The 24,697-nt window shown below is 70.3% G+C and carries 20 protein-coding genes and 1 riboswitch; of the genes, 12 read left to right on the top strand and 8 right to left on the bottom strand.

The features are described from left to right. Positions 1 to 20: 20 nt before the first annotated feature. The 3 genes from ACIBK4_RS23550 to ACIBK4_RS23540 all read left to right on the top strand — a co-directional run bounded on the left by ACIBK4_RS23550 (position 21) and on the right by ACIBK4_RS23540 (position 2,833). A complete protein-coding gene (locus ACIBK4_RS23550) occupies positions 21 to 836 on the top strand; it encodes an ABC transporter ATP-binding protein (RefSeq protein ID WP_398997149.1) in 816 nt (271 codons plus the stop codon). Then, positions 826 to 1,704: an ABC transporter permease gene (locus ACIBK4_RS23545; protein WP_398997147.1), complete on the top strand. Its 879-nt coding sequence runs from the start codon at positions 826 to 828 to the stop codon at positions 1,702 to 1,704. Before ACIBK4_RS23550 ends, ACIBK4_RS23545 begins: the two co-directional genes overlap by 11 nt. 76 nt (positions 1,705 to 1,780) lie before the next feature. Then, complete coding sequence (locus ACIBK4_RS23540) at positions 1,781 to 2,833, top strand: ABC transporter substrate-binding protein (RefSeq protein ID WP_398997145.1); 1,053 nt, start codon at positions 1,781 to 1,783, stop codon at positions 2,831 to 2,833. A 71-nt stretch (positions 2,834 to 2,904) separates the two neighbouring features. On the opposite strand, the gene ACIBK4_RS23535 is transcribed toward ACIBK4_RS23540, so the two are convergent. From ACIBK4_RS23535 to ACIBK4_RS23520, 4 genes are all read right to left on the bottom strand, one after another. After that, positions 2,905 to 3,585 (bottom strand): response regulator, encoded by a 681-nt coding sequence (locus ACIBK4_RS23535; protein ID WP_398997143.1) that lies wholly within the window; start codon positions 3,583 to 3,585, stop codon positions 2,905 to 2,907. Further along, positions 3,582 to 5,249 carry an ATP-binding protein gene (locus tag ACIBK4_RS23530; RefSeq protein ID WP_398997141.1) on the bottom strand — a complete coding sequence of 556 codons (1,668 nt, stop codon included), beginning with the start codon at positions 5,247 to 5,249 and terminating at the stop codon, positions 3,582 to 3,584. Before ACIBK4_RS23530 ends, ACIBK4_RS23535 begins: the two co-directional genes overlap by 4 nt. 139 nt (positions 5,250 to 5,388) lie before the next feature. Next, complete coding sequence (locus ACIBK4_RS23525; protein ID WP_398997139.1) at positions 5,389 to 6,327, bottom strand: sucrase ferredoxin; 939 nt, start codon at positions 6,325 to 6,327, stop codon at positions 5,389 to 5,391. 54 nt (positions 6,328 to 6,381) lie between these two features. Continuing rightward, positions 6,382 to 7,638, bottom strand: coding sequence for a citrate/2-methylcitrate synthase (locus ACIBK4_RS23520; protein ID WP_398997137.1), 1,257 nt, complete (start codon positions 7,636 to 7,638; stop codon positions 6,382 to 6,384). A 98-nt stretch (positions 7,639 to 7,736) separates the two neighbouring features. Here ACIBK4_RS23520 and ACIBK4_RS23515 point away from each other — a divergent pair, with 98 nt between their 5' ends. After that, complete coding sequence (locus ACIBK4_RS23515; RefSeq protein ID WP_398997135.1) at positions 7,737 to 8,903, top strand: citrate synthase/methylcitrate synthase; 1,167 nt, start codon at positions 7,737 to 7,739, stop codon at positions 8,901 to 8,903. Between the two features lie 250 nt (positions 8,904 to 9,153). On the opposite strand, the gene ACIBK4_RS23510 is transcribed toward ACIBK4_RS23515, so the two are convergent. Both ACIBK4_RS23510 and ACIBK4_RS23505 read right to left on the bottom strand, forming a co-directional pair. Continuing rightward, positions 9,154 to 9,390: a hypothetical protein gene (locus ACIBK4_RS23510; protein ID WP_398997133.1), complete on the bottom strand. Its 237-nt coding sequence runs from the start codon at positions 9,388 to 9,390 to the stop codon at positions 9,154 to 9,156. A gap of 127 nt (positions 9,391 to 9,517) precedes the next feature. After that, positions 9,518 to 10,063, bottom strand: coding sequence for a DUF6082 family protein (locus tag ACIBK4_RS23505; RefSeq protein ID WP_398997131.1), 546 nt, complete (start codon positions 10,061 to 10,063; stop codon positions 9,518 to 9,520). Positions 10,064 to 10,509: 446 nt separating this feature from the next. Here ACIBK4_RS23505 and ACIBK4_RS23500 point away from each other — a divergent pair, with 446 nt between their 5' ends. Then, the gene (locus ACIBK4_RS23500) at positions 10,510 to 11,625 is read left to right on the top strand and encodes a CobW family GTP-binding protein (protein ID WP_398997311.1); all 1,116 of its coding nucleotides are present in this window, start codon (positions 10,510 to 10,512) and stop codon (positions 11,623 to 11,625) included. 9 nt (positions 11,626 to 11,634) lie between these two features. Here ACIBK4_RS23500 and ACIBK4_RS23495 read toward each other — a convergent pair whose 3' ends face one another. Then, entirely contained in the window at positions 11,635 to 14,091 is a 2,457-nt protein-coding gene (locus ACIBK4_RS23495; protein ID WP_398997129.1) for a DNA topoisomerase (ATP-hydrolyzing) subunit A, read from the bottom strand. A 327-nt stretch (positions 14,092 to 14,418) separates the two neighbouring features. Between ACIBK4_RS23495 and ACIBK4_RS23490 the strand changes: the two genes are divergently transcribed. The 4 genes from ACIBK4_RS23490 (at position 14,419) to ACIBK4_RS23475 (ending at position 19,185) form a co-directional block, all read left to right on the top strand. Then, complete coding sequence (locus ACIBK4_RS23490; protein ID WP_398997127.1) at positions 14,419 to 15,774, top strand: M16 family metallopeptidase; 1,356 nt, start codon at positions 14,419 to 14,421, stop codon at positions 15,772 to 15,774. After that, positions 15,771 to 17,159 (top strand): M16 family metallopeptidase, encoded by a 1,389-nt coding sequence (locus ACIBK4_RS23485; RefSeq protein ID WP_398997125.1) that lies wholly within the window; start codon positions 15,771 to 15,773, stop codon positions 17,157 to 17,159. The genes ACIBK4_RS23490 and ACIBK4_RS23485 overlap by 4 nt, the downstream gene beginning before the upstream one ends. 214 nt (positions 17,160 to 17,373) lie before the next feature. After that, positions 17,374 to 17,526: riboswitch (cyclic di-AMP (ydaO/yuaA leader) on the top strand. Between the two features lie 12 nt (positions 17,527 to 17,538). Then, complete coding sequence (locus tag ACIBK4_RS23480) at positions 17,539 to 18,294, top strand: M23 family metallopeptidase (RefSeq protein WP_398997123.1); 756 nt, start codon at positions 17,539 to 17,541, stop codon at positions 18,292 to 18,294. A gap of 186 nt (positions 18,295 to 18,480) precedes the next feature. Beyond that, positions 18,481 to 19,185, top strand: a complete 705-nt coding sequence (locus ACIBK4_RS23475) for a GntR family transcriptional regulator (RefSeq protein ID WP_398997121.1) — start codon at positions 18,481 to 18,483, stop codon at positions 19,183 to 19,185. A 217-nt stretch (positions 19,186 to 19,402) separates the two neighbouring features. Here the strand turns inward: ACIBK4_RS23475 and ACIBK4_RS23470 are convergent, their stop codons facing one another. Next, the gene (locus ACIBK4_RS23470; protein WP_013000229.1) at positions 19,403 to 19,684 is read right to left on the bottom strand and encodes an HPr family phosphocarrier protein; all 282 of its coding nucleotides are present in this window, start codon (positions 19,682 to 19,684) and stop codon (positions 19,403 to 19,405) included. Positions 19,685 to 19,873: 189 nt separating this feature from the next. Between ACIBK4_RS23470 and ACIBK4_RS23465 the strand changes: the two genes are divergently transcribed. The 3 genes from ACIBK4_RS23465 (at position 19,874) to ACIBK4_RS23455 (ending at position 24,654) form a co-directional block, all read left to right on the top strand. Then, a complete protein-coding gene (locus ACIBK4_RS23465) occupies positions 19,874 to 22,705 on the top strand; it encodes a GNAT family N-acetyltransferase (protein ID WP_398997119.1) in 2,832 nt (943 codons plus the stop codon). Between the two features lie 108 nt (positions 22,706 to 22,813). After that, on the top strand, positions 22,814 to 23,410 hold the full coding sequence (locus tag ACIBK4_RS23460; RefSeq protein WP_366436387.1) for a DUF5998 family protein: 597 nt from the start codon (positions 22,814 to 22,816) through the stop codon (positions 23,408 to 23,410). Further along, the gene (locus ACIBK4_RS23455) at positions 23,410 to 24,654 is read left to right on the top strand and encodes an alkaline phosphatase family protein (RefSeq protein WP_398997116.1); all 1,245 of its coding nucleotides are present in this window, start codon (positions 23,410 to 23,412) and stop codon (positions 24,652 to 24,654) included. Before ACIBK4_RS23460 ends, ACIBK4_RS23455 begins: the two co-directional genes overlap by 1 nt. Positions 24,655 to 24,697 lie beyond the last annotated feature (43 nt).

The raw sequence follows: 24,697 nt of genomic DNA, 5'->3' as shown, positions 1-24,697 counted from the left end.
CCACATCTACGGTCCCGGCCATGAGCGCAGACACCAGCCCCGCCATCGAGCTGCGGGGCGCGAGCAAGACCTTCAGGACCCCGTCGGGGGGTCTGCACACGGCCGTACGGGGGCTTGATCTCACCGTCGGGCGTGGCGAGTTCGTGGCGGTCGTCGGCCCCACGGGCTGCGGCAAGTCGACCACGCTGACCCTCGTCAGCGGGCTGGAAGAGCCCTCCGAGGGCGATGTGCTGGTGGCCGGAAAGCCGGTCTCCGGCGTCGGCGACAAGGTCGGTTTCGTCTTCCAGCAGGACGCCACCTTCCCCTGGCGCACGGTGCTGTCGAACGTCATGGCGGGCCCGCGCTTCCGCGGCGTACCGAAGGCGGAGGCCAAGGCGAAGGCGCGTGAGTGGCTGGCCCGGGTCGGGCTCTCCGCCTTCGAGGACCGCTATCCGCACCAGCTCTCCGGCGGTATGCGCAAGCGCGTCGCGCTCGCCGCGACCTTCGTCAACGACCCCGAGATCCTGCTGATGGACGAGCCGTTCTCGGCGCTCGACGTGCAGACCAGGGCGCTGATGTCGGACGAGCTCCTGGAGCTGTGGGAGGGCACCGGTACCTCGGTCGTCTTCGTGACCCACGACCTGGAGGAGTCCATCGCGCTGGCCGACAGGGTCGTCGTGATGACCGCCGGGCCGGCCACCGTGAAGCAGGTCTTCGACATCGACCTGCCGCGGCCCCGCAAGGTCGAATCCGTGCGCCTGGAGCCGCGGTTCATCGAGATCTACCGCGAGATCTGGGAGTCCCTGGGCGAAGAGGTCCGCATCACGCGCGAGAGGGGTGCGGCCAATGTCGCCTGACGTCATACCCGAGGACAAGGTCGCGTCGGCCGTGATCGAGTCCGGCGCGAAGACCGACCGCGCCCATTCACGCGCGCGTGCCGCCCGTAAACGCAAGCTCGGTGTCGGCGCGGCGAGAGTGCTGCTCCTGGTAGCCGTTCTCGGTCTGTGGGAATGGCTCTCCCGGGCCAAGGTCATCGATCCGTTCAACTTCTCGATGCCCTCGAAGATCTGGGACCAGATCTGGACCTGGGTGATGCACGGGACGGCGCTCGGCTCCCTGGGGGAGCAGATCTGGTACACGCTCCAGGAGGCGCTGCTCGGCTGGATCATCGGTGTCATCGCCGGTGTCGTGTTCGGTATCGCGCTGGGGCGGATCGCCTTCCTGGCCGACGTACTTGGTCCATACATCAAAGTGCTCAACTCGATACCGAGGATCGTCCTCGCGCCGATCTTCATGATCTGGTTCGGACTCGGACCGGCCTCCAAGGTCGCCTCCGCCGTGGTGCTCGTCTTCTTCCCGGTGTTCTTCAACGCCTTCCAGGGCACCCGCGAGGTCGACCGCAACCTGGTCGCCAACGCCCGCATCCTTGGCGCCAGCGACCGCAAGGTGACCCTCCAGGTGGTCATCCCGTCCGCCACCTCCTGGATCTTCACCAGCCTCCATGTCAGCTTCGGCTTCGCCCTCATCGGCGCGATCGTCGGCGAGTACATCGGCGCGACCAAGGGCATCGGCCTGCTCGTGGCGCAGTCCCAGGGCACCTTCAACGCGGCCGGTGTGTACGCCGCGATGGTGATCCTCGCGGTCGTCGCCCTCGTTGCCGAAGGGCTGCTCACCTTCGCCGAGAACCGCATCTTCCGCTGGAAGCCGTCGGGCTCCGACAGCTGAACGGCCCCTCGCCGCAAGCCCGTTGAAGAGCCCCCCTTCCTCCCCGCACCGCACCCTCACAAGGACGTGAACCTCCATGCGCAAGACCGCCAGATACACGGCCCTGGCCGCCTCGGGCCTGCTCGCCCTCTCCTCGCTCACCGCCTGCGCCAACGACGCGGCCTCCACCGCCTCCGCCGGCAAGGGTGACGGCAAGGGCGTGAAGGTCAAGATCATGGTCGGTGGCCTGGACAAGGTCATCTACCTGCCCGCGATGCTCACCCAGCGGCTCGGCTACTTCGACGCCGAGGGCCTCGATGTGGAGCTGCTGAGCGAACCGGCCGGCGTCCAGGCCGAGACCGCGCTCGTCTCCGGACAGGTCCAGGGAGCCGTCGGCTTCTACGACCACACGCTGGACCTGCAGGTCAAGGGCAAGTCGGTCGAGTCCGTGGTGCAGTTCTCCCAGGCACCCGGCGAGGTGGAGGTCGTCTCCACCAAGGCCGCGGGGAAGGTCAAGTCGGCCAAGGACTTCAAGGGCAAGAAGCTCGGCGTGACCGGCCTCGGCTCCTCCACCGACTTCCTCACCAAGTACCTCGCAGTCAAGAACGGCGTCAACGTCAGCGAGTTCACCCCGGTCGCCGTGGGTGCGGGGCCGACCTTCGTCGCCGCCCTCCAACAGGGCTCCATAGACGCCGGGATGACGACCGACCCGACCGTCGCCACGATCCTCGACAAGAAGGCCGGCAGCATCCTCGTCGACATGCGCACGCCCGAGGGCTCGCAGGCGGCGCTGGGTGGGCCGTATCCCTCGTCAAGTCTGTACATGCAGACGGACTGGGTGAACAGCCACAAATCAACTGTACAGAAGATGGTCAATGCATTCGTCAAGACGCTCACGTGGATGTCCACGCACAGCGCGACGGCGATCGCCGACAAGATGCCCGCCGACTACTCCCAGGGCGACAAGGCCCTCTACGCCGCCGCGATCAAGAGCACGCTGCCGATGTTCACCAAGGACGGCGTGATGCCGACCAACGGCCCGGAGACCGTCGAAAAGGTGCTCAAGGCGTTCAACCCCACTATCAAGAACGCCGATGTGGACCTCGACAAGACGTACACGACCGAGTTCGTGAAGAACGCGACAGGCTGACGGCCGTGCGGTCCGCATCCGTATAGGAGGAAGGGGTACGGCCCCTTCCCCCGCCCCCACCGGCCGTGCCCTCAGGCGCGGGTCGCCCACACGTAACGGTGTTCCGGGCGGCCCGCGTCGCCGTACTTGAGCGTCAGCCTGGCCCGTCCGGTGCGCTCCAGGAGCTTCAGATAGCGCTGGGCAGTCTGCCGGCTCACCCCCGTGCGATCGGCGATCTCCTGGGCGGACAGCGGGCCTTCGGCGTTCATCAGGGACTGGCGGACGAGTTCCGCGGTGGTGGGGGAGTGCCCTTTGGGCAGTCCGGGCTCCGAGGGCGCGGACAGGGCGCCGAAGATGCGGTCCACCTCGGCCTGTTCGGCCTCGCCGCCGCCGTCGAGCGTGCGGCGCAGTTCGGCGTACGCCTCCAACTTGGCGCGCAAGCCCGCGAACGCGAACGGCTTGACCAGGTACTGCAGGGCGCCCTGCCGCATCGCCGCCTGTACGGTCGTCACGTCCCGGGCCGCCGTCACCATGATCACGTCGGTCTGGTGGCCGCGCCGGCGCATCTCCTGGACGACCGCCAGACCTGTCTCGTCGGGCAGATAGTGGTCCAGGAGGACCAGGTCGAGGCGGGGCAGCGTCTCCAACTGGCGCAGCGCCTCCGCCGCGTTGTGGGCCTCGCCGGCGACATGGAAGCCCGGGACCTTCTCCACGTAGGCCGCGTTGACGCGGGCGACCCGGGTGTCGTCGTCCACGACCAGGACCTCGATCATCGCGACTCCTCCTCGGCGGGCTCCCCGGGGACGGTGAGGGCGGGTTCCAGGTCCGGCTCTGTCAGTGCCTCGGGCAGGACCACGACGAACTCCGCGCCCCCGCCGAACGCCTCCGTCACCACCGCGCTGCCGCCCTGCCGTTCGGCGAGCCGACGTACCAGGGAGAGCCCGATTCCGCGCTTGCCGTGGGCCGGGGGCTTCTTCGTGGACCACCCCTCGGTGAAGATCAACTCCCGTTGTTCCTCCGGGATCCCGGGGCCCGTGTCGCGCACCCGGAGTACGGCCGTACGCCCCTCCGTCCGCAATTCGACCTCCACGCGTGCGTGCGGTGTGCCCGCGACGGCGTCGAGCGCGTTGTCCACCAGGTTGCCGACGACCGTGACCAGCCCGCGCGGGTCGATCAACCGGTCCGGCAGCCAGGTCCGGTCGGAGATCCACAGGGCGACGCCCCGCTCGGCCGCGACGGTCGCCTTGCCCACCAACAGGGCGGCGAGCAACGGATCCTGGATCTTCTCGGTGACCTGTTCGGCGGTGGCCCGGTGATCACCGACCACCTCGCCGACGAAGTCCACGGCGTCGTCGTACATCTCCAGTTCGAGCAGCCCCAGGAGCGTGTGCATACGGTTCGCGTGCTCGTGGTCCTGGGCGCGCAGGGCGTCGATCAGACCGTGCGTCGAGTCCAACTCCCGGCCGAGCTGCTCCAGTTCGGTGCGGTCGCGCAGGGTGGCCACGGCGCCGCCGTCGTCGGTGGGCATGCGGTTGGTGACCAGGACCCGCTGGCCGCGGACGGCGAGCAGGTCGGTGCCGGTGACCCGGCCGGCCAGGACGTCGGTCGTACGGCCCTCACCGAGCGCCTCGTCCAGGGAGCGGCCGACCGCCTCGTCGCCGATGCCCAGCAGGCGTCGCGCCTCGTCGTTCAGGAGTCGTATGCGGCCCGTGCGGTCCAGGGCGACGACGCCCTCCCGGATGCCGTGCAGCATCGCCTCGCGCTCCGAGAGCAGCGCCGAGATGTCGGAGAAGGCCAGGTCCCGGGTCTGCCGCTGGACCCGCCGGGAGATCAGCCAGGCCGCCAGGGCGCCGACGGCGAGAGCGCCCCCGGCGTACGCCAGCAGCCCCGGGATCGCGCTGATCAACTGCGCGCGGACGCTGTCGTACTTGATGCCCACGGAGACGGCCCCGACGACCGTGCCGTCGGCGTCCCGCAGGGGTACCTTGCCGCGCGCGGAGCGGCCCAGGGTGCCCTTGTCGATCTCCTTGACCTCCTGGCCCGCCAGGGGCTGGCCGGGAGAGGTCGAGACGAAACGGCCGATCTCGCTCGGCGTCGTGTGCGACCACCGCATGCCCCGCCAGTCCATGACCACCACGTACTCGGCCTTGGTGGCCTTCCGGATCCGCTCCGCCTCCCGCTGCACGGGTCCGTCCACGGTCGGAGGGGTGTTCTGGATGTCCTTGACGATCCCCGGCTGCTGCGCGGTCGTCTGGGCGATGGCCAGGGCGCGGTTCATCGCCTCCTGGTCCAGCTGCTTGCTCAGCGGCGCGAGGAACAGCCCGGTCGCCAGGACCGCGACTCCCGCGGCGATCGCCAGCTGCATCAACAGCACCTGCGAGAACACCCGCCGCGGCAGCCCGAGGCGACGGCGGCGTGCGGGGGGAGTGGGGCTCATACCCCTGACGGTACGTGGCGGGGCGGGGGCTGCCCCAGGGGTGTGGCATGGATCTCTTGACCAGTTCTTGGGAAAATCGGCCTCCCGTAGAGGGCGATTTCCAGCGGAAGCCGGTCGGGTGGCCTGTGGTTCGGCCGGGTCAGCCCGCCAGCGCCGTCGTCAACTCGCGCACCGCCACCACGTCCATCCGCGCCGGCGAGCCGAGGACCGACGCCCCGCAGCTCTCCGGGCGGGGCGGAAGCGACGCCCCCTGGGCGACGATCACGCGCCAGTGGCGTCCGTCGGTGTGCGCGACGGTCACCTCCCAGCGCGGTGCGGCGCCGTCCGTCCGTACGACGCTCAGGGCGTCCATCGCGTACTCGCCCGTCGCCGTCCGCACGGCCAGCTCCGCCGCCTGTCCGGGCCGTTCCCAGGCCGAAGCACCCCGGCAGCCCTCGACGACCACACGGCCCTCCTGGACGCCGTGGAGGATCTCCTTGATGCCGTGCGCCTGGACCCGCCCGTACGCGTAGCCGTACGGCAGGACGAGCACCGTCGGCGAGAAGCGGTGACCGCCCAGATGGGTGACCTCCCAGGCGCCCTCGACCCCGGAGGCGGCCAGCTCGGCCGCGAGCGGGCGGCCCAGGAGCGCGCAGCAGCGGTCGCGCTTGCCGTTGGTGCAGACGAGCGCGAGCGGGTCGCCGGTGTGGGCCCGCCCGTCGAGCGCCGAGCCGAACGAGTGCGGGTCACCGGCGCCGAGAGCCGCGAAGTCGAGGGCGAGGAGCTGCCGCGGGTCCTCGGTCGTGGCGCTGTGCAGCCACGCGTTTCCGGGCACGGTGTGGGCCGCGTACACCTGGCGCACCCGTGACGGCGCGGGGTCGGCGTGCCGTCCGGGGCGGCGGATGAGCGCGATCCGTACGCCCGTGTCCGCGGCGGCCGCTTCCAGGGCACGCCCGAGCACGGGGTCCAGGTGGCTCGAAGTGAGCGCTTTGGCACCCCAAGGACCGGGCTGTTCCAGCAGCAGCCACGTCGTCGCCGTGGCCGCGGTTCCGGAAATGGGCTCGTCGAGGTCCCGAGAGACGGTCGCGCACGTACTCACAGAGGTGAGCCTAACCTGACTTGCCTCGGGGCGACTTCCGGCCGCGCTCGTGTCCTACTCCGGTAGTGGCTGAGGCGGCCTGGGGCCTACGTAGTGACCGCTCGGCCGCATGCGCAGCGGGCGCTCCCCGTACTCCTCCAGGGCGTGCGCGATCCAGCCCGCCGTACGGGCGACGGCGAACACCGTCTCGCCCGCCGTGGAGGGCATCCCGGAGGAGACGGTGAGCACGGCGAGCGCCAGGTCGACGTTGGCGTGCAGCGGGGTGTGGCGGGCGGTGGTGGCGACGATGTCGCGGGCCGCGGCCAGGGCGGGAGCGGCGCCCGGGATCTCCTTCAGGAGGGCGAACAGGGCACGCGCGCGTGGGTCTTCGCCCGGGTAGAGCCGGTGCCCGAGTCCGGGGATGCGGCGGCCGGCGCGCAGTTCGTCCGCGACCACCGGGGCCGCGGTGCCCTGGTCGAGCACGTCGAGCAGCAGTCGGTGCGCCAGGCCGCTGGCCGCGCCGTGCAGGGGGCCTTCGAGGACCCCGAGGCCGGAGGAGACGGCCGCGTAGGGGTGCGCGCGGGCCGAGGCGGCGACCCGCACCGCGAGCGTGGACGCGGCCAGGTCGTGGTCGACGAGCAGCCCAAGTGCCGTGTCCAGGACGTGCAGTGACGCCTCGTCAGCCGGCCGTCCGCTCAGCCGTGCCCACAATCGGTGGGCCAGTGGACCCTCGTCGCGATGAGCGCGCTGCACCGGCGGCAGGGCCGCGACGAGGGTGGGGATGAGGATGCGCGCGGTGCCGAGCACGGCGTCCTCGGACAGGTCGAAACGCAGCGGGTCCGCGGTTGCCGCCGCGATGGCCGCGACCCTCAACCGGTCGGTGGGGCCGGTGTGTTCGGGCAGCGCGTCCACGGTGCGGCGGGCGACGGCGACGGCCGCCTTCGGCGCGGTGAACGTGATCCCGGGGCGCAACTCCCCGGTCCACAGCCACTCCGCGATCTCCTCGTAGGAGTGGCGGGCGGCCAACGCGGTCGCGTCGACGCCCCGGAAGTAGTACCGGTCCTTCTCGATGAGCGTGATGCGGGTCCGTACGGACAACTCGCCCCCGGAGCCCGAACTCCCGCTGCTCTCCCGCCTGTTGCGCCGGGCGAGCGCCTCCACCTCCTTGGCGTCGAAGGTGCTGCCCCGCCCGCCGGGCTCGCGCCTGCTGCTCAGCTGTCCGCGACTCACGTACGCGTACACGGTGTCGGGCTTCACACCGAGCAGTTCGGCGGTCTCCTTGGTGGTCAGCCGTCGCTCGGGGTGGCCGGGAGCGGGTTCTTGATCGCGCATGGAGGTCACGGTATCCACTCCTTGCGCAGGTTGATTCAATCAATATTGACAGAGATTGAGTCAACCATGGACATTTAAATCAAGTCCAGGGAGGAAACATGTCCATCAACAGGGCCGCTGCCACGCGTATCGAGGTTCCGCGGGGACTCGCGGGCGTCGTCGTCACCGACACCCGAATCGGTGACGTCCGAGGTATTGAGGGCTTCTACCACTACCGCCAGTACTCCGCCGTCGACCTCGCGCAGACCCGCGGCTTCGAGGACGTCTGGCATCTCCTGGCCCACGGCGAACTGCCGGACGCCGAGCAGGGCGCCGCCTTCACCGCCGAGACCGCGGCGCTGCGCCGGCTGCCCGACGAGGTGTGGGCCGCACTTCCCGCCGTGGCGGCGGCGAGCGGCACGTCCGGACCGCTGTCCGGCATGCGTACGGCGCTGTCGCTGCTCGGCGCCGCGAAGGGTTTCCGGCCGGTGTACGACATCGACGCGGACGCGCGCCGACGGGACACCCTCGTGGCGTCCGCCGCCGTACCGACGCTGCTGACCGCGCTGTACCGCCTCGGTCAGGGGCTCGACCCCGTGGAGCCCCGCGAGGACCTCTCCTACGCGGCCAACTACCTCTACATGCTGACGGGTTCGGAGCCGGACAAGCAGCAGGCCAGGGCGATCGAGCAATACTTGATCTCAACCATTGACCACGGATTCAATGCGTCAACCTTCACCGCGCGGGTCATCGCGTCCACGGGAGCGGATGTGGCGGCCTGTCTGGTCGGGGCCGTAGGGGCGCTCTCGGGTCCGCTGCACGGGGGTGCGCCCAGCCGCGCCCTGGACACCCTGGACGCGATCGGCACGCCGGACCGTATCGACCCCTGGATCCGTGAACGGGTACTCGCCGGCGACCGCATCATGGGCTTCGGCCACGCGATCTACCGCACGGAGGACCCCCGTTCACGGATGCTGCGCGACGTCGCCCAGCAGTTCGGAGGGGCTCGGGTTGAGTTCGCGGTGGAGGTCGAGCGCCAGGTGGAGACGATCCTCGCGGAACTCAAGCCGGGCCGCGAACTCCACACCAACGTCGAGTTCTACGCGGGTCTGGTTATGGAACTCTGCGGGCTGCCGCGGGAGATGTTCACTCCCACGTTCGCTGCCGCGCGGGTGGTGGGGTGGAGCGCGAACGTGGTGGAGCAGGCGGAGGACTCGAAGATCATCCGGCCGGTTGCTCGGTATGTGGGGGTGGGGGCGCCGGTGGCGGTGCCGGAGGCGGCTTGAGGGATTGCGTGAGGTCCGGCACCGGTCTGGTGCCGGACCTCACGAAGTCATGGTCGAGCGCAGCTCGGCGGGGTGGGTGCCGGTCATCTCGAGGCGTTCCCGTTGCGTCAGGGGGTTGTGCGCAGGGTGGAGGTGATGCGAGTGGAGAGCGGGCCTGCGGGGACTCGTCTTCCGGAGGTTGCCCCTCATCGGGGTGACCGGGTGGACCTCAACGGTTGACGGTGTAGTCCATGGTGCGGCCCAGATGCCGTCACTCGTCGGGAATGTCTGCTTTGGCGCGTAGGAGTGTCTCGCGGGTAATGATAACGATATTTTCGTAGCTGGCTCGCGCGGCGTCCGGGGGGAGCTCCTTGTCGAGCGCCGCCGTGGCTTCTGTCCCGATGACCGCGAAGTTGCCGTCACTCAGTTCGAAGATGTCCGGGCATGTATCGCCGGACAAGCTGCCTCGTTCGCGTGGAGACGCACCGATGCGGCGCACGATGTTCAAAGGGATCCCTGTCCTTTGGAGGGGCGGAAGATAGCCCATCTGGGCGGGGACAGGGTAGCTCTCGGTGTTGTCCGCTCCTGACAGGGGGCCGGGTTGGCGCGTCTTGTTGACGATGTGTCAACTCTCTTTATTCTTCTGGCGGTTCGCCGACAACCCACCACTCTTCTGTGTCCGCTTCATCCAGATCGTGGATCAGGCGGTCCACCATTCGGCCCACCTTGGCTTCGATCGACTCCGCCTTGAGGCTGGACCGGTGGGGGTGATGGGCGCGCCAGTAGTCGCGAAAGATGGCGTTCTGGCAGATGGCTCGGAGGTGGCCGTGCAGTTCCTCCCAGCTGACGATGCCCACGCGGTAGGCAAGCAGGGTGTTGTTGTACATGGCGTTCGCGAACAGGTACTGGCGCTGCTGCGTGGGCGAGTCCACCTGGACGTTGCTGTACACGGCGGCCAGGTCCGGATCCTCCATGGCCTTGGTCAGGAGGTAGAACTGCAGCCGCTGCTGTTCCGTCAGCATCGCCTGCCGGTCGCTCTGTTCCACTTCGTCGACGCGCAGTCGAAGTTCCTCGAACTTGCGGCGCTGTGCGAAGAGCGCCGCGAGCGCCCCCGCAGCGAAGGCGAGTCCTACGGTGGCGGCGGCACTGGGCCCTCGCATCCCGCGGTTCTGTGTGGCCATGTCAACCCCCGAATCAGGCGGCCGTCCGCCGGTCGTCGGGGTGCGGGTCGACTGATGGGGACCGGCGAGCGATGGGCGGCGCTTGCCGTCTCCCAGAGTGCCGAGCGGCTCTGATCGGCAGGGAGGCGGAGAGGAGGCGCACGGAGGGAAGCGAGGGTCGCACGAACCGGCGCCTTCCCCAACGTCTGCCCCGCAAGTGCTGCTAACAATCGTTCACTTCGCGGCGATTCTTCCGGCTCGTATCCTGGGGCGGCATTCAACCTCCGTACGTGCGCCGAACCACGAGCCGGTGCACGCGTCGGCGTGAAAGAGGTCGCACGTTGAGCCAGCAGAGCCCGAGCGCAAGCCCGAGCCGGAACCCGGGCCAGAGCGAGAGCCCGAGCCAAGGCCCGAGCCCGAGTACGCATCCGGCGTCGGCCCCGGGCCCGGATCCGAGCCCCCGGCAGATCCCCGTCGTCGTACTCGCCGGATTTCTCGGTTCCGGCAAGACGACCCTGCTCAACCACCTCCTGCACCGCAGCGGAGGCAGCCGTATCGGAGCGATCGTCAACGACTTCGGGGCGATCGAGATCGACGCGCTGGCCGTCGCCGGCGCCCTCGGCGACTCGACCGTCTCGCTCGGCAACGGATGCCTGTGCTGTGCCGTCGACGCCAGTGAACTCGACGTCTACCTGGAGCGACTCGCCCGGCCCGCCGCCGGCATCGACGTCATCGTCATCGAGGCCAGCGGACTCGCCGAACCGGAGGAACTGGTCCGCATGCTGCTCGCCAGCGAGCACCCGGGGATCGTCTACGGCGGCCTCGTCGAGGTCGTCGACGCCGCCGAGTTCGACGACACGCGCGCGAAGCACCCCGAGCTCGACCGGCATCTCTCCCTCGCCGACCTCGTCGTCGTCAACAAGCTGGACCGCGCGGCCGACGCCCCGCGCGTCCTCGGCCTCGTCCACTCGCTCACCGACCGCGCCGCCGTCGTACCCGCGACCTACGGCCGTATCGACCCGGAGTTCCTCTTCGACTGCCGGCCGAACGAGGAGCGCGTCGGGCAGCTGACCTTCGACGACCTGCACGAACGCACCGGCGACGGCCATGGCGATGGTGACGCGCACGCCGACCACCTGCACGCCGCCTACGACAGCCTCTCCTTCGCCTCCGACGTGCCCATGGACCCGCGCAGGCTGATGGGGTTCCTGGACAGTCGGCCCGAGGGGCTCTACCGCATCAAGGGGTACGTCGACTTCGGCGCCCACGATTCACGTAATCGGTACGCCGTGCACGCCGTCGGACGGTTCCTGCGGTTCTATCCCGAGCCCTGGGGCAACGGGGATGGGGCCGGGGACGGTGACGCCCGGCTGACCCAGCTCGTGCTCATCGGTACCGGTCTCGACATGCCCGCCCTCGGCAAGGAGTTGGAGGCGTGCAAGAACGGCGACGCCCCACACGCCGACGAGCGCGGCATGTGGGGCGTCCTCCGTTACGTACAGGACCAACAACCCGGATCCGAGCCGGAGTTGGACCCGGATCCGGAAGTAGACCTGGACCCGGATCCGGAACTGGACGACTGACCGCCGGCGCTACACCGGACCCGCCACCACCGACACCGTCTTCGCCAGCGACACGCCCGAGCCGTCCCGTCGTGGGTCCATTTCCGGGAGTTCTGCCGGAGAGCCGTCCCGTTGGGCCGCCTTCGCCGGTACGGGGCCCGCCCAGGCCAGGGAGAGGCAGTCCTCGCCCTTCAGGAAGCGCTGGCAGCGGACGCCGCCGGTGGCTCGGCCCTTGCGGGGGTACTGGTCGAACGGGGTCAGCTTGGCCGTCGTCTGGACGGAGTCGTCCAGCGTGCCGCGCGAGCCGGCGACCGTGAAGACGACCGCGTCCACCGCCGGGTCGACGGCCGTGAAGGAGATGACCTTCGCGCCCTCGGTGAGCTTGATGCCCGCCATGCCGCCGGCCGCGCGGCCCTGGGGGCGGACCTGGGAGGCCTGGTAGCGCAGGAGTTGGGCGTCGTCCGCGATGAAGACCAGGTCCTCCTCGCCGGTGCGCAGCTCGACGGCGCCGACGATCCGGTCGCCGTCCTTGAGCGTGATGACCTCCAACTCCTCCTTGTTCGTGGGGTAGTCGGGGACCACGCGCTTGACGACGCCCTGTTCCGTGCCGATGGCCAGGCCGGGGGAGGACTCGTCGAGCGTCGTCAGGCAGATGACCGTCTCGCCCTCGTCCAGGGAGACGAACTCCGAGATCGGGGCGCCGCCGGAGAGGTTCGGTGCGGCGGCCGTCTCCGGGAGTTGGGGCAGGTCGACGACGTTGATCCGGAGGAGGCGGCCGGCCGAGGTGACCGCGCCCAGCTCGCCGCGCGCGGTCGCCGGGACCGCCGAGACGATCACGTCGTGCTTGGTGCGCCGGGCCTCGGAGTCCTCCGGGAAGGGCTCGCCGTTCGCCGTGCGGGCCAGCAGGCCCGTCGAGGAGAGCAGCACCCGGCACGGGTCGTCGGCCACCTGGAGCGGCACGGTGGCGGCGGGGGCGCCCGCCGATTCCAGCAGGACCGTACGCCGGTCGGTGCCGAACTTCTTTGCCACGGCGGCCAGTTCGGTCGAGACCAGCTTGCGCAGCTCGGTGTCCGACTCCAGGATGCGGGTCAACTCGGCGATCTCCGCCTGGAGTCGCTCCATCTCCGACTCCAGCTCGATCCGGTCGAACCGGGTCAGGCGGCGGAGTGGGGTGTCCAGGATGTACTGCGTCTGGATGTCGCTCAGCGAGAAGCGGTCCATCAGACTCTGCTTCGCCTGCGCGGAGTTGTCGCTGGAGCGGATGATCCGGATGACCTCATCGATGTCGATGAGCGCGGTGAGCAGACCCTCTACGAGGTGGAGGCGGTCGCGCCGCTTGGTGCGGCGGAACTCGCTGCGGCGCCGAACGACGTTGAAGCGGTGGTCGAGATAGACCTCCAGGAGTTCCTTGAGGCCGAGCGTGAGGGGCTGGCCGTCCACCAGCGCCACGTTGTTGATGCCGAAGGACTCCTCCATCGGCGTCAGTTTGTAGAGCTGCTCCAGGACCGCTTCCGGTACGAAGCCGTTCTTGATCTCGATGACCAGGCGCAGGCCGTGCGCGCGGTCGGTGAGGTCCTTGACGTCGGCGATGCCCTGCAGCTTCTTCGCGCCGACCAGGTCCTTGATCTTGGCGATGACCTTCTCGGGGCCTACGGAGAAGGGCAGTTCGGTGACGATCAGGCCCTTGCGGCGCGCCGTCACGTTGTCCACGGCGACCGTGGCACGGATCTTGAAGGTGCCGCGGCCCGTCTCGTACGCGTCCCGGATGCCGGTGAGGCCGACGATCCGGCCGCCCGTCGGCAGGTCGGGGCCGGGGACGTGCCGCATCAGGCTGTCCAGGTCCGCGTTCGGATAGCGGATCAAGTGCCGGGCGGCGGCGATGACTTCGCCCAGGTTGTGCGGCGGCATGTTGGTGGCCATGCCGACGGCGATGCCCGACGAGCCGTTCACCAGGAGGTTCGGGAAGGCGGCGGGCAGGGCCACCGGCTCCTGCTCCTGGCCGTCGTAGTTCGGGGAGAAGTCGACCGTGTCCTCGTCGATCGACTCGGTCATCAGGTTGGCCGCTTCGGACGGCCGGCACTCGGTGTACCTCATGGCGGCCGGCGGGTCGTCGTTGCCCAGCGAGCCGAAGTTGCCGTGGCCGTCGGCCAGCGGGACGCGCATGGAGAAGGGCTGGGCCATGCGCACCAGGGCGTCGTAGATCGACGCGTCCCCGTGCGGGTGCAGCTTGCCCATGACCTCACCCACGACACGCGCGCACTTCACGTAGCCGCGGTCGGGGCGCAGGCCCATCTCGTCCATCTGGTAGACGATGCGTCGGTGGACCGGCTTCAGGCCGTCCCGGGCGTCCGGCAGGGCGCGGGAGTAGATGACCGAGTACGCGTACTCAAGGTAGGAGCCCTGCATCTCGTCGACGACGTCGATGTCGAGGATCCGCTCCTCGAACGAGTCGTCGGGCGGCGGGGTCTTCGTGCTGCGGCGGGCCATCGCTGCCGGCTCCTCTTTTCTGGTCGCTCGCCTGGGGGTCGCTCCCCTTCGGCTCACTCTTGCTGAAGCGTGAACGGGGTCTTGACGTGAACCATTGTGGACCGCGGCACTGACAACGCGGACCAGGACCCGGCGTTGCCCGCTCGGGTCCGTCGCCGGCGGCTGCCGCGTGAGTCCACGTGTGCGACTGCCCGCAGGCTACGCGATCTCGCTCTCGGCGTACGTCCGCCGGGAACTTCGCCGACGGTCCGCACGCTTGCATACAGTGGCGGGACGAGCAGGATTTCTGCGTTTCCAGCCAGAGAATCCGCGATCGAAGGGACGTACATGCCCATGGGTCACACGGCCACCGCCGAGGCAGGGTCCGGCGGTCTGACAGCGACCGAACACCGCTTGGCCAACGGTCTGCGCGTGGTCCTCTCCGAGGACCACCTGACCCCGGTCGCGGCGGTGTGCCTCTGGTACGACGTCGGTTCCCGCCACGAGGTCAAGGGGCGTACCGGCCTGGCTCACCTCTTCGAGCACCTGATGTTCCAGGGCTCCGGACAGGTGAAGGGCAACGGCCACTTCGAACTGGTGCAGGGCGCGGGCGGTTCGCTCAACGGCACCACCAGCTTCGAGCGCACGAACTACTTCGAGACCATGCCCACCCACCAGTTGGAGCTCGCGCTCTGGCTGGAGGCAGACCGCATGGGCTCCCTGCTGGCCGCCCTGGACGAGGAGTCCATGGAGAACCAGCGGGACGTCGTCAAGAACGAGCGCCGCCAGCGCTACGACAACGTGCCCTACGGGACGGCGTTCGAGAAGCTGACCGCCCTCGCCTACCCGGAGGGCCACCCGTACCACCACACGCCCATCGGCTCGATGGCGGACCTGGACGCGGCCACCCTGGAGGACGCGCGCGCGTTCTTCCGCACCTACTACGCGCCCAACAACGCCGTCCTGTCCGTGGTCGGCGACATCGACCCCGAGCAGACGCTCGCGTGGATCGAGAAGTACTTCGGGTCCATCGCCTCGCACGACGGCAAGCCGACGCCTCGTGACGGCGCGCTGCCCGACTCGATGGGCGGGGAACTGCGCGAGGTCATCGAGGAGGAGGTCCCGGCCCGCGCCCTGATGTGTGCCTACCGGCTTCCGGAGGACGGCACGCGCGCGTCCGACGCGGCCGACCTCGCCCTCACCATCCTCGGCGGCGGCGAGTCCTCGCTCCTCTACAACCGCCTTGTACGGCGCGACCGTACGGCTGTGGCGGCCGGCTTCGGCCTGCTGCGGCTCGCCGGAGCGCCCTCCCTGGGGTGGCTGGACGTCAAGACGTCCGGTGACGTCGAGGTGCCCGTCATCGAGGCCGCCATCGACGAGGAGCTCGCCCGGTTCGCCGAGGAGGGCCCCACGGCCGAGGAAATGGAGCGCGCCCAGGCCCAGTTGGAGCGCGAGTGGCTCGACCGTCTCGGCACGGTCGCGGGCCGCGCGGACGAACTGTGCCGGTACGCCGTCCTGTTCGGCGACCCGCAGCTCGCCCTGACCGCCGTACAGCGCGTCCTGGACGTGACGGCAAAGGAGGTGCAGGAGGTCGCCAAGGCCCGCCTGCGCCCCGACAACCGCGCGGTGCTCGTCTACGAGCCCATCGCGGACGAGGATGACGCAGCAGAGGCCGGCGACGAGAACGAGGAGGCGGCCAAGTGACCGAGCTCGCCACGATGGAATTCCACCCGCAGCCCCAGGCCGGCGAGGCCAGGCCGTGGGCCTTCCCGGCCCCGGAGCGCGGGACACTCGGCAACGGCCTGACCGTGCTGCGCTGCCACCGCCCCGGCCAGCAGGTCGTCGCCGTGGAAGTGCTCCTGGACGCGCCCCTGGACGCCGAACCGGCGGGCCTGGACGGTGTCGCCACGATCACCGCGCGGGCCTTCTCCGAGGGCACCGACAAGCACTCCGCCGAGGAGTTCGCCGCCGAGCTGGAGCGCTCCGGCGCCACGCTTGACGCACACGCCGACCACCCCGGGCTGCGCCTGAGCCTTGAGGTCCCGGCCTCGCGCCTGGCCAAGGGCCTCGGCCTGCTCTCCGACGCGCTGCGGGCGCCCGCCTTCGCCGACAGCGAGATCGAGCGGCTGGTCCGCAACCGCCTCGACGAGATCCCGCACGAGACGGCCAACCCGTCCCGCCGTGCCGCCAAGGAGCTCTCCAAGGAGCTCTTCCCGGCGACCTCGCGCATGTCGCGCCCGCGCCAGGGCACCGAGGAGACCGTCCAGAAGATCGACTCCGGGGCCGTACGCGCCTTCTACGAGCGGCACGTTCGCCCCTCGACGGCCACCGTCGTGGTCGTCGGCGACCTCACCGGCATCGACCTGGACGTGCTCCTGGCCGACACCCTGGGTTCGTGGACGGGGTCCACCGCGCAGCCGCGTCCCGTGCCGCCGGTGACCGCCGACGACACCGGGCGCGTCGTGATCGTGCACCGTCCCGGCGCCGTCCAGACGCAGCTGCTCATCGGCCGCGTCGGCGCCGACCGGCACGACCGTGTGTGGCCCGCCCAGGTGCTCGGCACGTACTGCCTCGGTGGCACCCTCACCTCCCGCCTGGACCGTGTCCTGCGCGAGGAGAAGGGCTACACCTACGGTGTGCGGGCGTTCGGCCAGGTGCTGCGTTCGGCACCCGACGGCACGGGCGCCTCGATGCTCGCCATCAGCGGCTCCGTGGACACCCCGAACACCGGTCCCGCGCTGGACGACCTGTGGACGGTGCTCCGCAAGCTCGCCGAGGGCGGACTCACCGACGCCGAGCGGGACATCGCCGTACAGAACCTCGTCGGGGTGGCGCCGCTCAAGTACGAGACCGCGGCGGCCGTCGCGAGCACGCTGGCCGACCAGGTCGAGCAGTACCTGCCCGACGACTACCAGGCGACGCTGTACCAGCAGCTCGCCGCGACCGGCACCGTGGAGGCCACCGCGGCGGTCGTGAACGCCTTCCCGGTGGACCGTCTCGTGACGATCCTGGTCGGCGACGCGGAGCAGATCAAGGAGCCCGTGGAGGCGCTCGGCATCGGCGAAGTGACCGTCGTCGCGGCCGAGTAGACGACCCGTAGCGAGCCGACGAGCGGCACGCGCGCGTGGGGGCCCTGGTGACGGAAGCGTCACCAGGGCCCCCTATTGTCCGAATTGGGGGAGAGGTTGCCTGTCTGCCCTGTGGCATGTGCAACAAAAACCGTGATCCGTTTGGGGATTGAAAGTTGTCCCCCTTAGCGTCGGTCCGGCTGTCCGTCAGGCACCGCGCCGCACTCGCGGCACCGGACAGTCATCGCCGAGTCCCCGTACGGCGCGAGCCAGGGGAGCCGGGGACCCATGTCCCTGGGGTGAATCGGACCCCCGTAGAGGGAGTCCGTAGGAGACCTTCCTGCTCCGAACCCGTCAGCTAACCCGGTAGGCGAGAAGGAAGGAAAGGACCAGCCACTCCATGGCGTTCACCCGCGCCACCGGGAAGCACCGTCGCCCGAGCCGGACCCACCGCACCACCGTTCGTGTCGCGAGTGTCGCGGCCCTCACTACCACCGGCGTCGTGGGCACCCTGGCCGCCGCCCCGGCGTTCGCCGCGGAGCCCGCCCCCGAACAGACCGGCCTCACCCCCGTCATCGCCATGGGCGACGCGGTCGCCGAGAAGATCGACGCCCAGGCCGTCGCCCAGCAGCAGGCCGCGGACGAAACGCTGGCCAAGGAGGTCGCCCGCGCCAAGGCCGCCGCACTGGCCAAGGCGGAGCGCGAGGCCGAGGTACGCGCCGCCCGCGCCGCCGAGCGCAAGAGGCTCAACACCTTCGTCGCACCGGTCTCCGACTCGTACGTCTCCACCGGCTACAAGACCGGCGGCTCCCTGTGGTCCTCCGGCGCCCACACCGGCATCGACTTCCATGCCTCGACCGGCACCTCCGTGCACGCGGTCGGCTCCGGCACCGTCGTGGACGCCGGCTGGGGAGGCTCGTACGGCAATCAAGTAGTGATCAAGATGGCCGACGGCATGTACACCATGTACGGGCACCTGTCGTCCATCGGTGTCTCCGTCGGGCAGAGCGTCACCCCGGGGCAGCAGATCGGCCTCTCCGGAGCGACCGGCAACGTCACCGGACCGCACCTCCACTTCGAGGCCCGCACGACCGCCGAGTACGGCTCCGACGTCGACCCCGTCGCCTACCTCCGTAAGCACGGCGTGAACGTCTGACGACCCACTGCCGCACTTCCCGAAGCCCTGGCCCCCGGCCGGGGCTTTCGGCGTTTCCGGAGGCCTCCTGTCCAAAAAATATCCATGGATTCCGGCCCGCCATCGGAAATTCCCGCTCATTGCAATAGAGTCACGGAACACACGTCAATCGTCGACGTTTCACGGGGATTAAGGCGGAGGTCGGACATGCGTATTCCGGCGCACTCGGTATGCACGGCGATCCGGGACGACATCGTCGCCGGTGTCTACGAGCGCGGCAGCCGGCTCACGGAGGAACTCCTCGCGCGCCGGTACGGCGTTTCGCGCGTGCCCGTCCGGGAGGCCCTGCGCACGCTGGAGGCCGAGGGGTTCGTGGTGACCCGGCGGCACGCGGGCGCGTGCGTCGCGGAACCGACCGAGCAGGAGGCCGCCGACCTGCTGGAGATGCGGATGCTGCTGGAGCCGCTCGGCGCCTCACGGGCCGCCCAGCGGCGCACCGAGGCCCACCTCAAGGTGCTGCGCGGCCTCGTCAGGCTGGGCCAGGAGCGCGCCAGGCGGGGCAACAGCGAGGATCTGCGCTCCCTGGGCAGCTGGTTCCACGAGACGTTGTCCCAGGCCTCCGGGAGCCCCGCGCTGACCTCGATGCTGACCCAGCTGCGGCACAAGATCGCCTGGATGTACGCGGTGGACGCCCCGGCCAACCCCGTGGAGTCCTGGGCCGAGCACGGTGCCATCGTGGACGCCGTGGCCCGCGGCGACGGCGAGCGCGCCCGGGCGATCACCGCTCTGCACACCGAGCGCGCGGGCACCGCACACCGGCTGCGCTTTCCCGGCGGGGCGAACGGCGCGAACGGCGCGGACCGTGTGAGGACTTCGCAACCTCCCGTAAACATGTCGGGTCTGCGGCATTAACACGGGCACCGTATACAAAGAGAAGTAATTCGCGGGGGATTATTTATGCTGCCCGCAAGTGGAATTGCGAAGGGCTCGCCCGGTAATTCGGACGAGCCCTTCAGGTTGTGGTACATCGGTTTTGCGACGAAAGGCACCGCAACCATCAATTGAGGAACCCCTACGGCGCGCAACCGCCTCCGCGAGAGCGGCGCCGGTTCAGGCGCAAGGGGGCGGCTCAGACGGTCTCGGGGAGTTCCTCAAGACCCTCCGCGACCAGCTTCGCCAGCCGGTCGAGGGCCGCGTCCGCGCCCTCGGCGTCCGACGCGAGGACGATCTCCTCGCCGCCCTGGGCGCCCAGGCCCAGAACCGCGAGCATGGAGGCCGCGTTGACGGGGTTGCCGTCGGCCTTGGCGATCGTCACGGGGATACCCGAGGCCGTGGTGGCCCGGACGAAGATGGAGGCGGGGCGGGCGTGAAGGCCCTCCGCCCAGCCGACGTTGACGCGGCGCTCAGCCATGTGATGCTGCCCTTCAGAGTCTCAGGGTTGTCTAGACCAGTTTCCCACACGTGAAGCGAGCCCGGACCGGCCTTGCGAACCGTCCGGAACGAGTGGTCGGACCGCGGCCTCGGCCCGACTCCTCGCGCTCAGTTGTTCCCCACAGACTGCCTCGCGCCGTTGTCGGACGCGAGCCGTACGCTGGGCCCCATGCAGCAGACCTCGTCGGACCGGCACGAGTACCCCGCCCACTGGGAAGCCGACGTGGTGCTGCGCGACGGGGGTACCGCGCGCATCAGGCCCATCACCGTCGACGACGCCGATCGCCTGGTCAGCTTCTACGAGCAGGTCTCCGACGAGTCGAAGTACTACCGCTTCTTCGCGCCGTATCCGCGCCTGTCCGCCAAGGATGTCCACCGCTTCACGCACCACGACTTTGTGGACCGGGTGGGACTCGCGGCCACCGTAGGCGGCGAGTTCATCGCCACCGTACGCTATGACCGCATTAGTGCCGACGGGCGAGCCGCCTCCGCGCCGGCCGACGAGGCCGAGGTCGCCTTCCTGGTGCAGGACGCGCACCAGGGGAGGGGCGTCGCCTCCGCCCTCCTGGAGCACATCGCCGCCGTCGCCCGCGAGCGCGGCATCCGCCGCTTCGCCGCCGAGGTGCTGCCCGCCAACAACAAGATGATCAAGGTGTTCACGGACGCCGGCTACACCCAGAAGCGCAGCTTCGAGGACGGCGTCGTCCGTCTGGAGTTCGATCTCGAACCCACTGATCGGTCCCTCGCCGTGCAGCGCGCGCGGGAGCAGCGGGCCGAAGCGCGGTCCGTACGGCGGCTGTTGGGGCCCGGCTCGGTCGCCGTCGTCGGTGTCGGCCGTTCCCCCGGAGGGGTGGGCCGCAGCGTTCTCGACAACATCAGGGACGCCGGTTTCACCGGCGGCCTGTACGCCGTGAACAAGGCCTTCCCCGAGGAGCAGAAGGACCTCGACGGGGTGCCCGCGTACCGCTCGGTGCGCGACATCGAAGGCCCCGTGGACCTCGTGGTCGTCGCCGTACCGGTCGAGCACGTCCCCGAAGTCGTCACCGAGTGCGGCGAACACGGGGTGCAGGGGCTCGTCGTGGTCACCGCCGGGTACGCCGAGAGCGGCCCCGAGGGACGCGAGCGCCAGCGCGAACTCGTGCGCCACGCGCGCACGTACGGGATGCGCATCATCGGGCCGAACGCCTTCGGGGTCATCAACACCGCGGCCGACGTACGCCTGAACGCCTCCCTCGCCCCCGAGATGCCCCGCCCCGGACGCATCGGCCTGTTCGCCCAGTCCGGCGCCATCGGCATCGCCCTGCTGTCCCGCCTGCACCGGCGCGGCGGCGGGGTCACCGGAGTCACCGGCGTCTCCACCTTCGTGTCGTCCGGCAACCGCGCGGACGTCTCCGGCAACGACGTCCTTCAGTACTGGTACGACGACCCCGACACCGACGTCGCCCTCATGTACCTGGAGTCCATCGGCAACCCCCGCAAGTTCACCCGCCTCGCCCGGCGCACCGCGGCCGCGAAACCGCTGGTCGTCGTCCAGGGCGCCGGATCCGCCCCCCAGGGACACGCCGTACGCGCGACCCGCCTGCCGCACGCGACCGTGTCCGCGCTGCTCCGGCAGGCCGGGGTGATCCGTGTCGAGACGATCACCGAACTGGTCGACACCGGGCTGCTGCTCGCGCGCCAGCCGCTGCCCGGCGGGGCACGCGTGGCGATCGTAGGGAACTCCGAATCCCTCGGGCTGCTGACCTACGACGCGTGCCTCTCCGAGGGGTTGCGGCCGCTCGCTCCGCTGGATCTGACCACGGCGGCGACGGCGGCGGACTTCCATCGGGCGCTGTCGGAGGCGTTGGCGGACGAGGCGTGCGACGCGGTGGTCGTGACGGCGATACCTGCCGTGGGGGAGGGGCCGGCGGAGGACGCGGCGTTGGCGGAGGCGTTGCGCTCCGCTGCGGCGGCGGTTCCCGGGAAGCCGGTGCTGGTGGTGCATGTGGAACTCGGGGGACTGGCGGAAGCGCTGTCGGCCGCCATGAGCACGGCACCCCAGGCCGTCTCGAAGCGGGAGGACCCCGATCTCCCCGCGGACCGACCGGCCACCGCGGAACCCGAACAAGCAGTCACCGAGACGCCGGCCTCCGAAGGCGGCGGTCTCATCCCCGCCTACCCCGCCGCCGAGCGTGCCGTCCGCGCCCTCGCCGAAGCCGTGAAGTACGCCCAATGGCGACGCGAGGCCGTCGACCCCGGCCGGGTCCCCGAGTTCGAGGACATCGACGAGAAGGGCGCGGCCCAGCTGATCGGCGGCCTCCTCGCGCGCGGGCAGGGCCTCACCCTCGGCGTCGACGACACGTGCGACCTGCTCGGCAAGTACGGCGTCGACGTCCACCGCGCGCTCCCCGCACCCACCCCCGACGCCGCCGCCGAAGCCGCCCGCACCCTCGGCTACCCGGTCGCCCTCAAGGCCACCGCCCCGCACCTGCGCCACCGCGCGGACCTCGGCGGCGTACGGCTGGATCTCGCGGACGAGGACCAACTGCGGCGGGCGTACGTCGAGTTGGGCGAGCTGTTCGGGACGCCGGAGGAACTGCGGCCGGTCGTGCAGCGGATGGCGCCGCGCGGGGTCGACACCGTCGTACGGGCCGTCATCGACCCGGCGGCGGGGGCCGTGCTGTCGTTCGGGCTCGCCGGAGCCGCCTCGCAGTTGCTCGGGGACACCGCGCACCGGCTGATTCCGGTCACGGACCGGGAGGCCGCCTCACTGGTCAGGTCGATCCGGACGGCGCCGCTCCTGTTCGGCTGGCGCGGCTCCACGCCCGTCGACACGCCTGCCCTGGAGGAGCTGATGCTCCGGGTGTCGCGGCTGGTCGACGACCACCCCGAGGTCGTCGCCGTGACCCTGGAGCCGGTCGTCGTCGCCGCGCACGGCCTGAGCGTGCTCGGCGCCTCCGTCCGCCTCGCCCCGCCGCCCGCCCGCGACGACCTCGGCCCGCGCACGCTTCCCGTGTACTGAGACGCGGGACTGAGACGTAGGAGAGACCCGAGGACGCCTTCCGCGTACTGAGACAGGAGAGATGAGACCGCCCTGACCGGTGCCTCGCAGTCAGTGCGCCACCGTAGGATGGACGTCATGGCCAAGACCAGTACGACGACCCAGGGGCTGCGTGCGGCGATCGAGCGCAGCGGCTACTACCCGGCCCTCGTGGCCGAGGCGGTGGAGGCCGCCGTCGGCGGCGAGCCGATCCGGTCGTTCCTGGTCCACCAGGAGACCACGTTCGACCAGAACGAGGTGCGCCGGCATGTGACGGTGCTCGTCCTCACCGGCAACCGTTTCATCGTCAGCCACACCGACGAGCAGGCCGCCGACAGCACCTCCCCGACGCCGTACGCCACGACGTCCACGGAGTCCGTGAAGCTCGGCCGGATCTCGTCCGTGGTGCTCAGCCGCGTGGTCGCCAACCCGGAGTCGTACACACCGGGCACGCTGCCGCGCGAGGTCGTGCTGACCATCGGCTGGGGCGCCGTAGCCCGGATCGACCTGGAGCCGGCCGCCTGCGGAGACCCCAACTGCGAGGCGGACCACGGCTACACGGGCAATTCGACGGCGGACGACCTGAGCCTGCGCGTCAGCGAGGCCGGCGACGGCCCCGAGACGGTCCAGCAGACCCTCGCCTTCGCACAGGCCCTCTCCGAGGCGACCGCGGACGTTCCCCGCTGATGTCCCACCCGTCTCCCCCCGCCGCCCATGATCGAGGGCGCTCCGCGCCCACCCCTCCTGATTCCGCGACCTGGGACCACCCCGAGCCCCTAGCCGTCGAGTCCGCGCCCGTCCCCGAGTACGGCTCCGGCTCCCTCGCCGACCTGCTGCCCACCCTGGCCGCGGGCATGGGCGTACCCGGTACGACCGCGGCGATCCCGGAGCTGACCCCGGCCGACCGGAACTGCGTCTTCCTGATCGACGGCCTCGGCTGGGAGCAGATCAAGGACCACGCCGACGAGGCGCCGTACCTGCACGCGCTCCTCGGCAGCTCGCGCGGCGGCACCGGACGTCCGCTCACCGCCGGCTACCCAGCGACCACCGCGACCTCCCTCGCCTCCGTCGGCACCGGCCTGCCGCCCGGCGCCCACGGTCTGCCCGGCTACACCGTGCGCAACCCGGCCACCGGCGAGCTGATGAACCAGCTCCGCTGGCAGCCGTGGACCAAGCCGGGGGCCTGGCAGCCGTACCCCACGATCTTCCAACTGGCCCACGACGCGGGCGTGCACGCGGCTCAGGTGTCGTCCCCCACCTTCCAGAACACCCCGCTGACGAAGGTCGCGCTCAGCGGCGGAACGTTCCACGGGCGACTGACCGGCGAGGAGCGCATGGACCTCGCGGCCGAGCAACTGGCCGCCGGGGACCGCTCCTTGGTGTACACGTACTACGCCGAACTCGACGGCGCCGGCCACCGCTACGGCATCGCCTCCGACACCTGGCGCGGTCAACTCATGTACGTCGACCGGCTCGTCCAGCGCCTCGCCGAGCAACTGCCGCCGCGCAGCGCCCTGTACGTCACCGCCGATCACGGCATGATCGACGTGCCCTTCGACGAGGAGCACCGCATCGACTTCGACGCGGACTGGGAGCTGCGCGCCGGCGTCGCTCTCCTCGGCGGCGAGGGCCGCGCCCGTCACGTCTACGCGGTGCGGGGCGCCGAGAACGACGTACTGACCTGCTGGCGCGAGGTGCTCGGCGAGCAGTTCTGGGTGGCCTCGCGGGACGAGGCGATCGCGGCGGGCTGGTTCGGCCCGCACATCGACGAACGTGTCTACGACCGCCTCGGCGACGTGATCGCGGCGGCCCGGGACGACGTCCTGATCATCGCCACCGAGCGGGAGCCGAAGGAGTCGGCGATGGTCGGCAACCACGGTTCGATGACCCCTGCCGAGCAATTGGTCCCCCTGCTCGAAGTACGCTCCTGAGGTCCCTCCGTCCTCCTCCTGCTTCCCGTCTCCGCCGAAAGGT

It is taken from the genome of Streptomyces sp. NPDC050528 (assembly GCF_044457795.1).
GTDB lineage: Bacteria > Actinomycetota > Actinomycetes > Streptomycetales > Streptomycetaceae > Streptomyces.
Note: the sequence above shows the minus strand (reverse complement) of the source record. Positions and strands in the feature narration are given on the sequence as shown.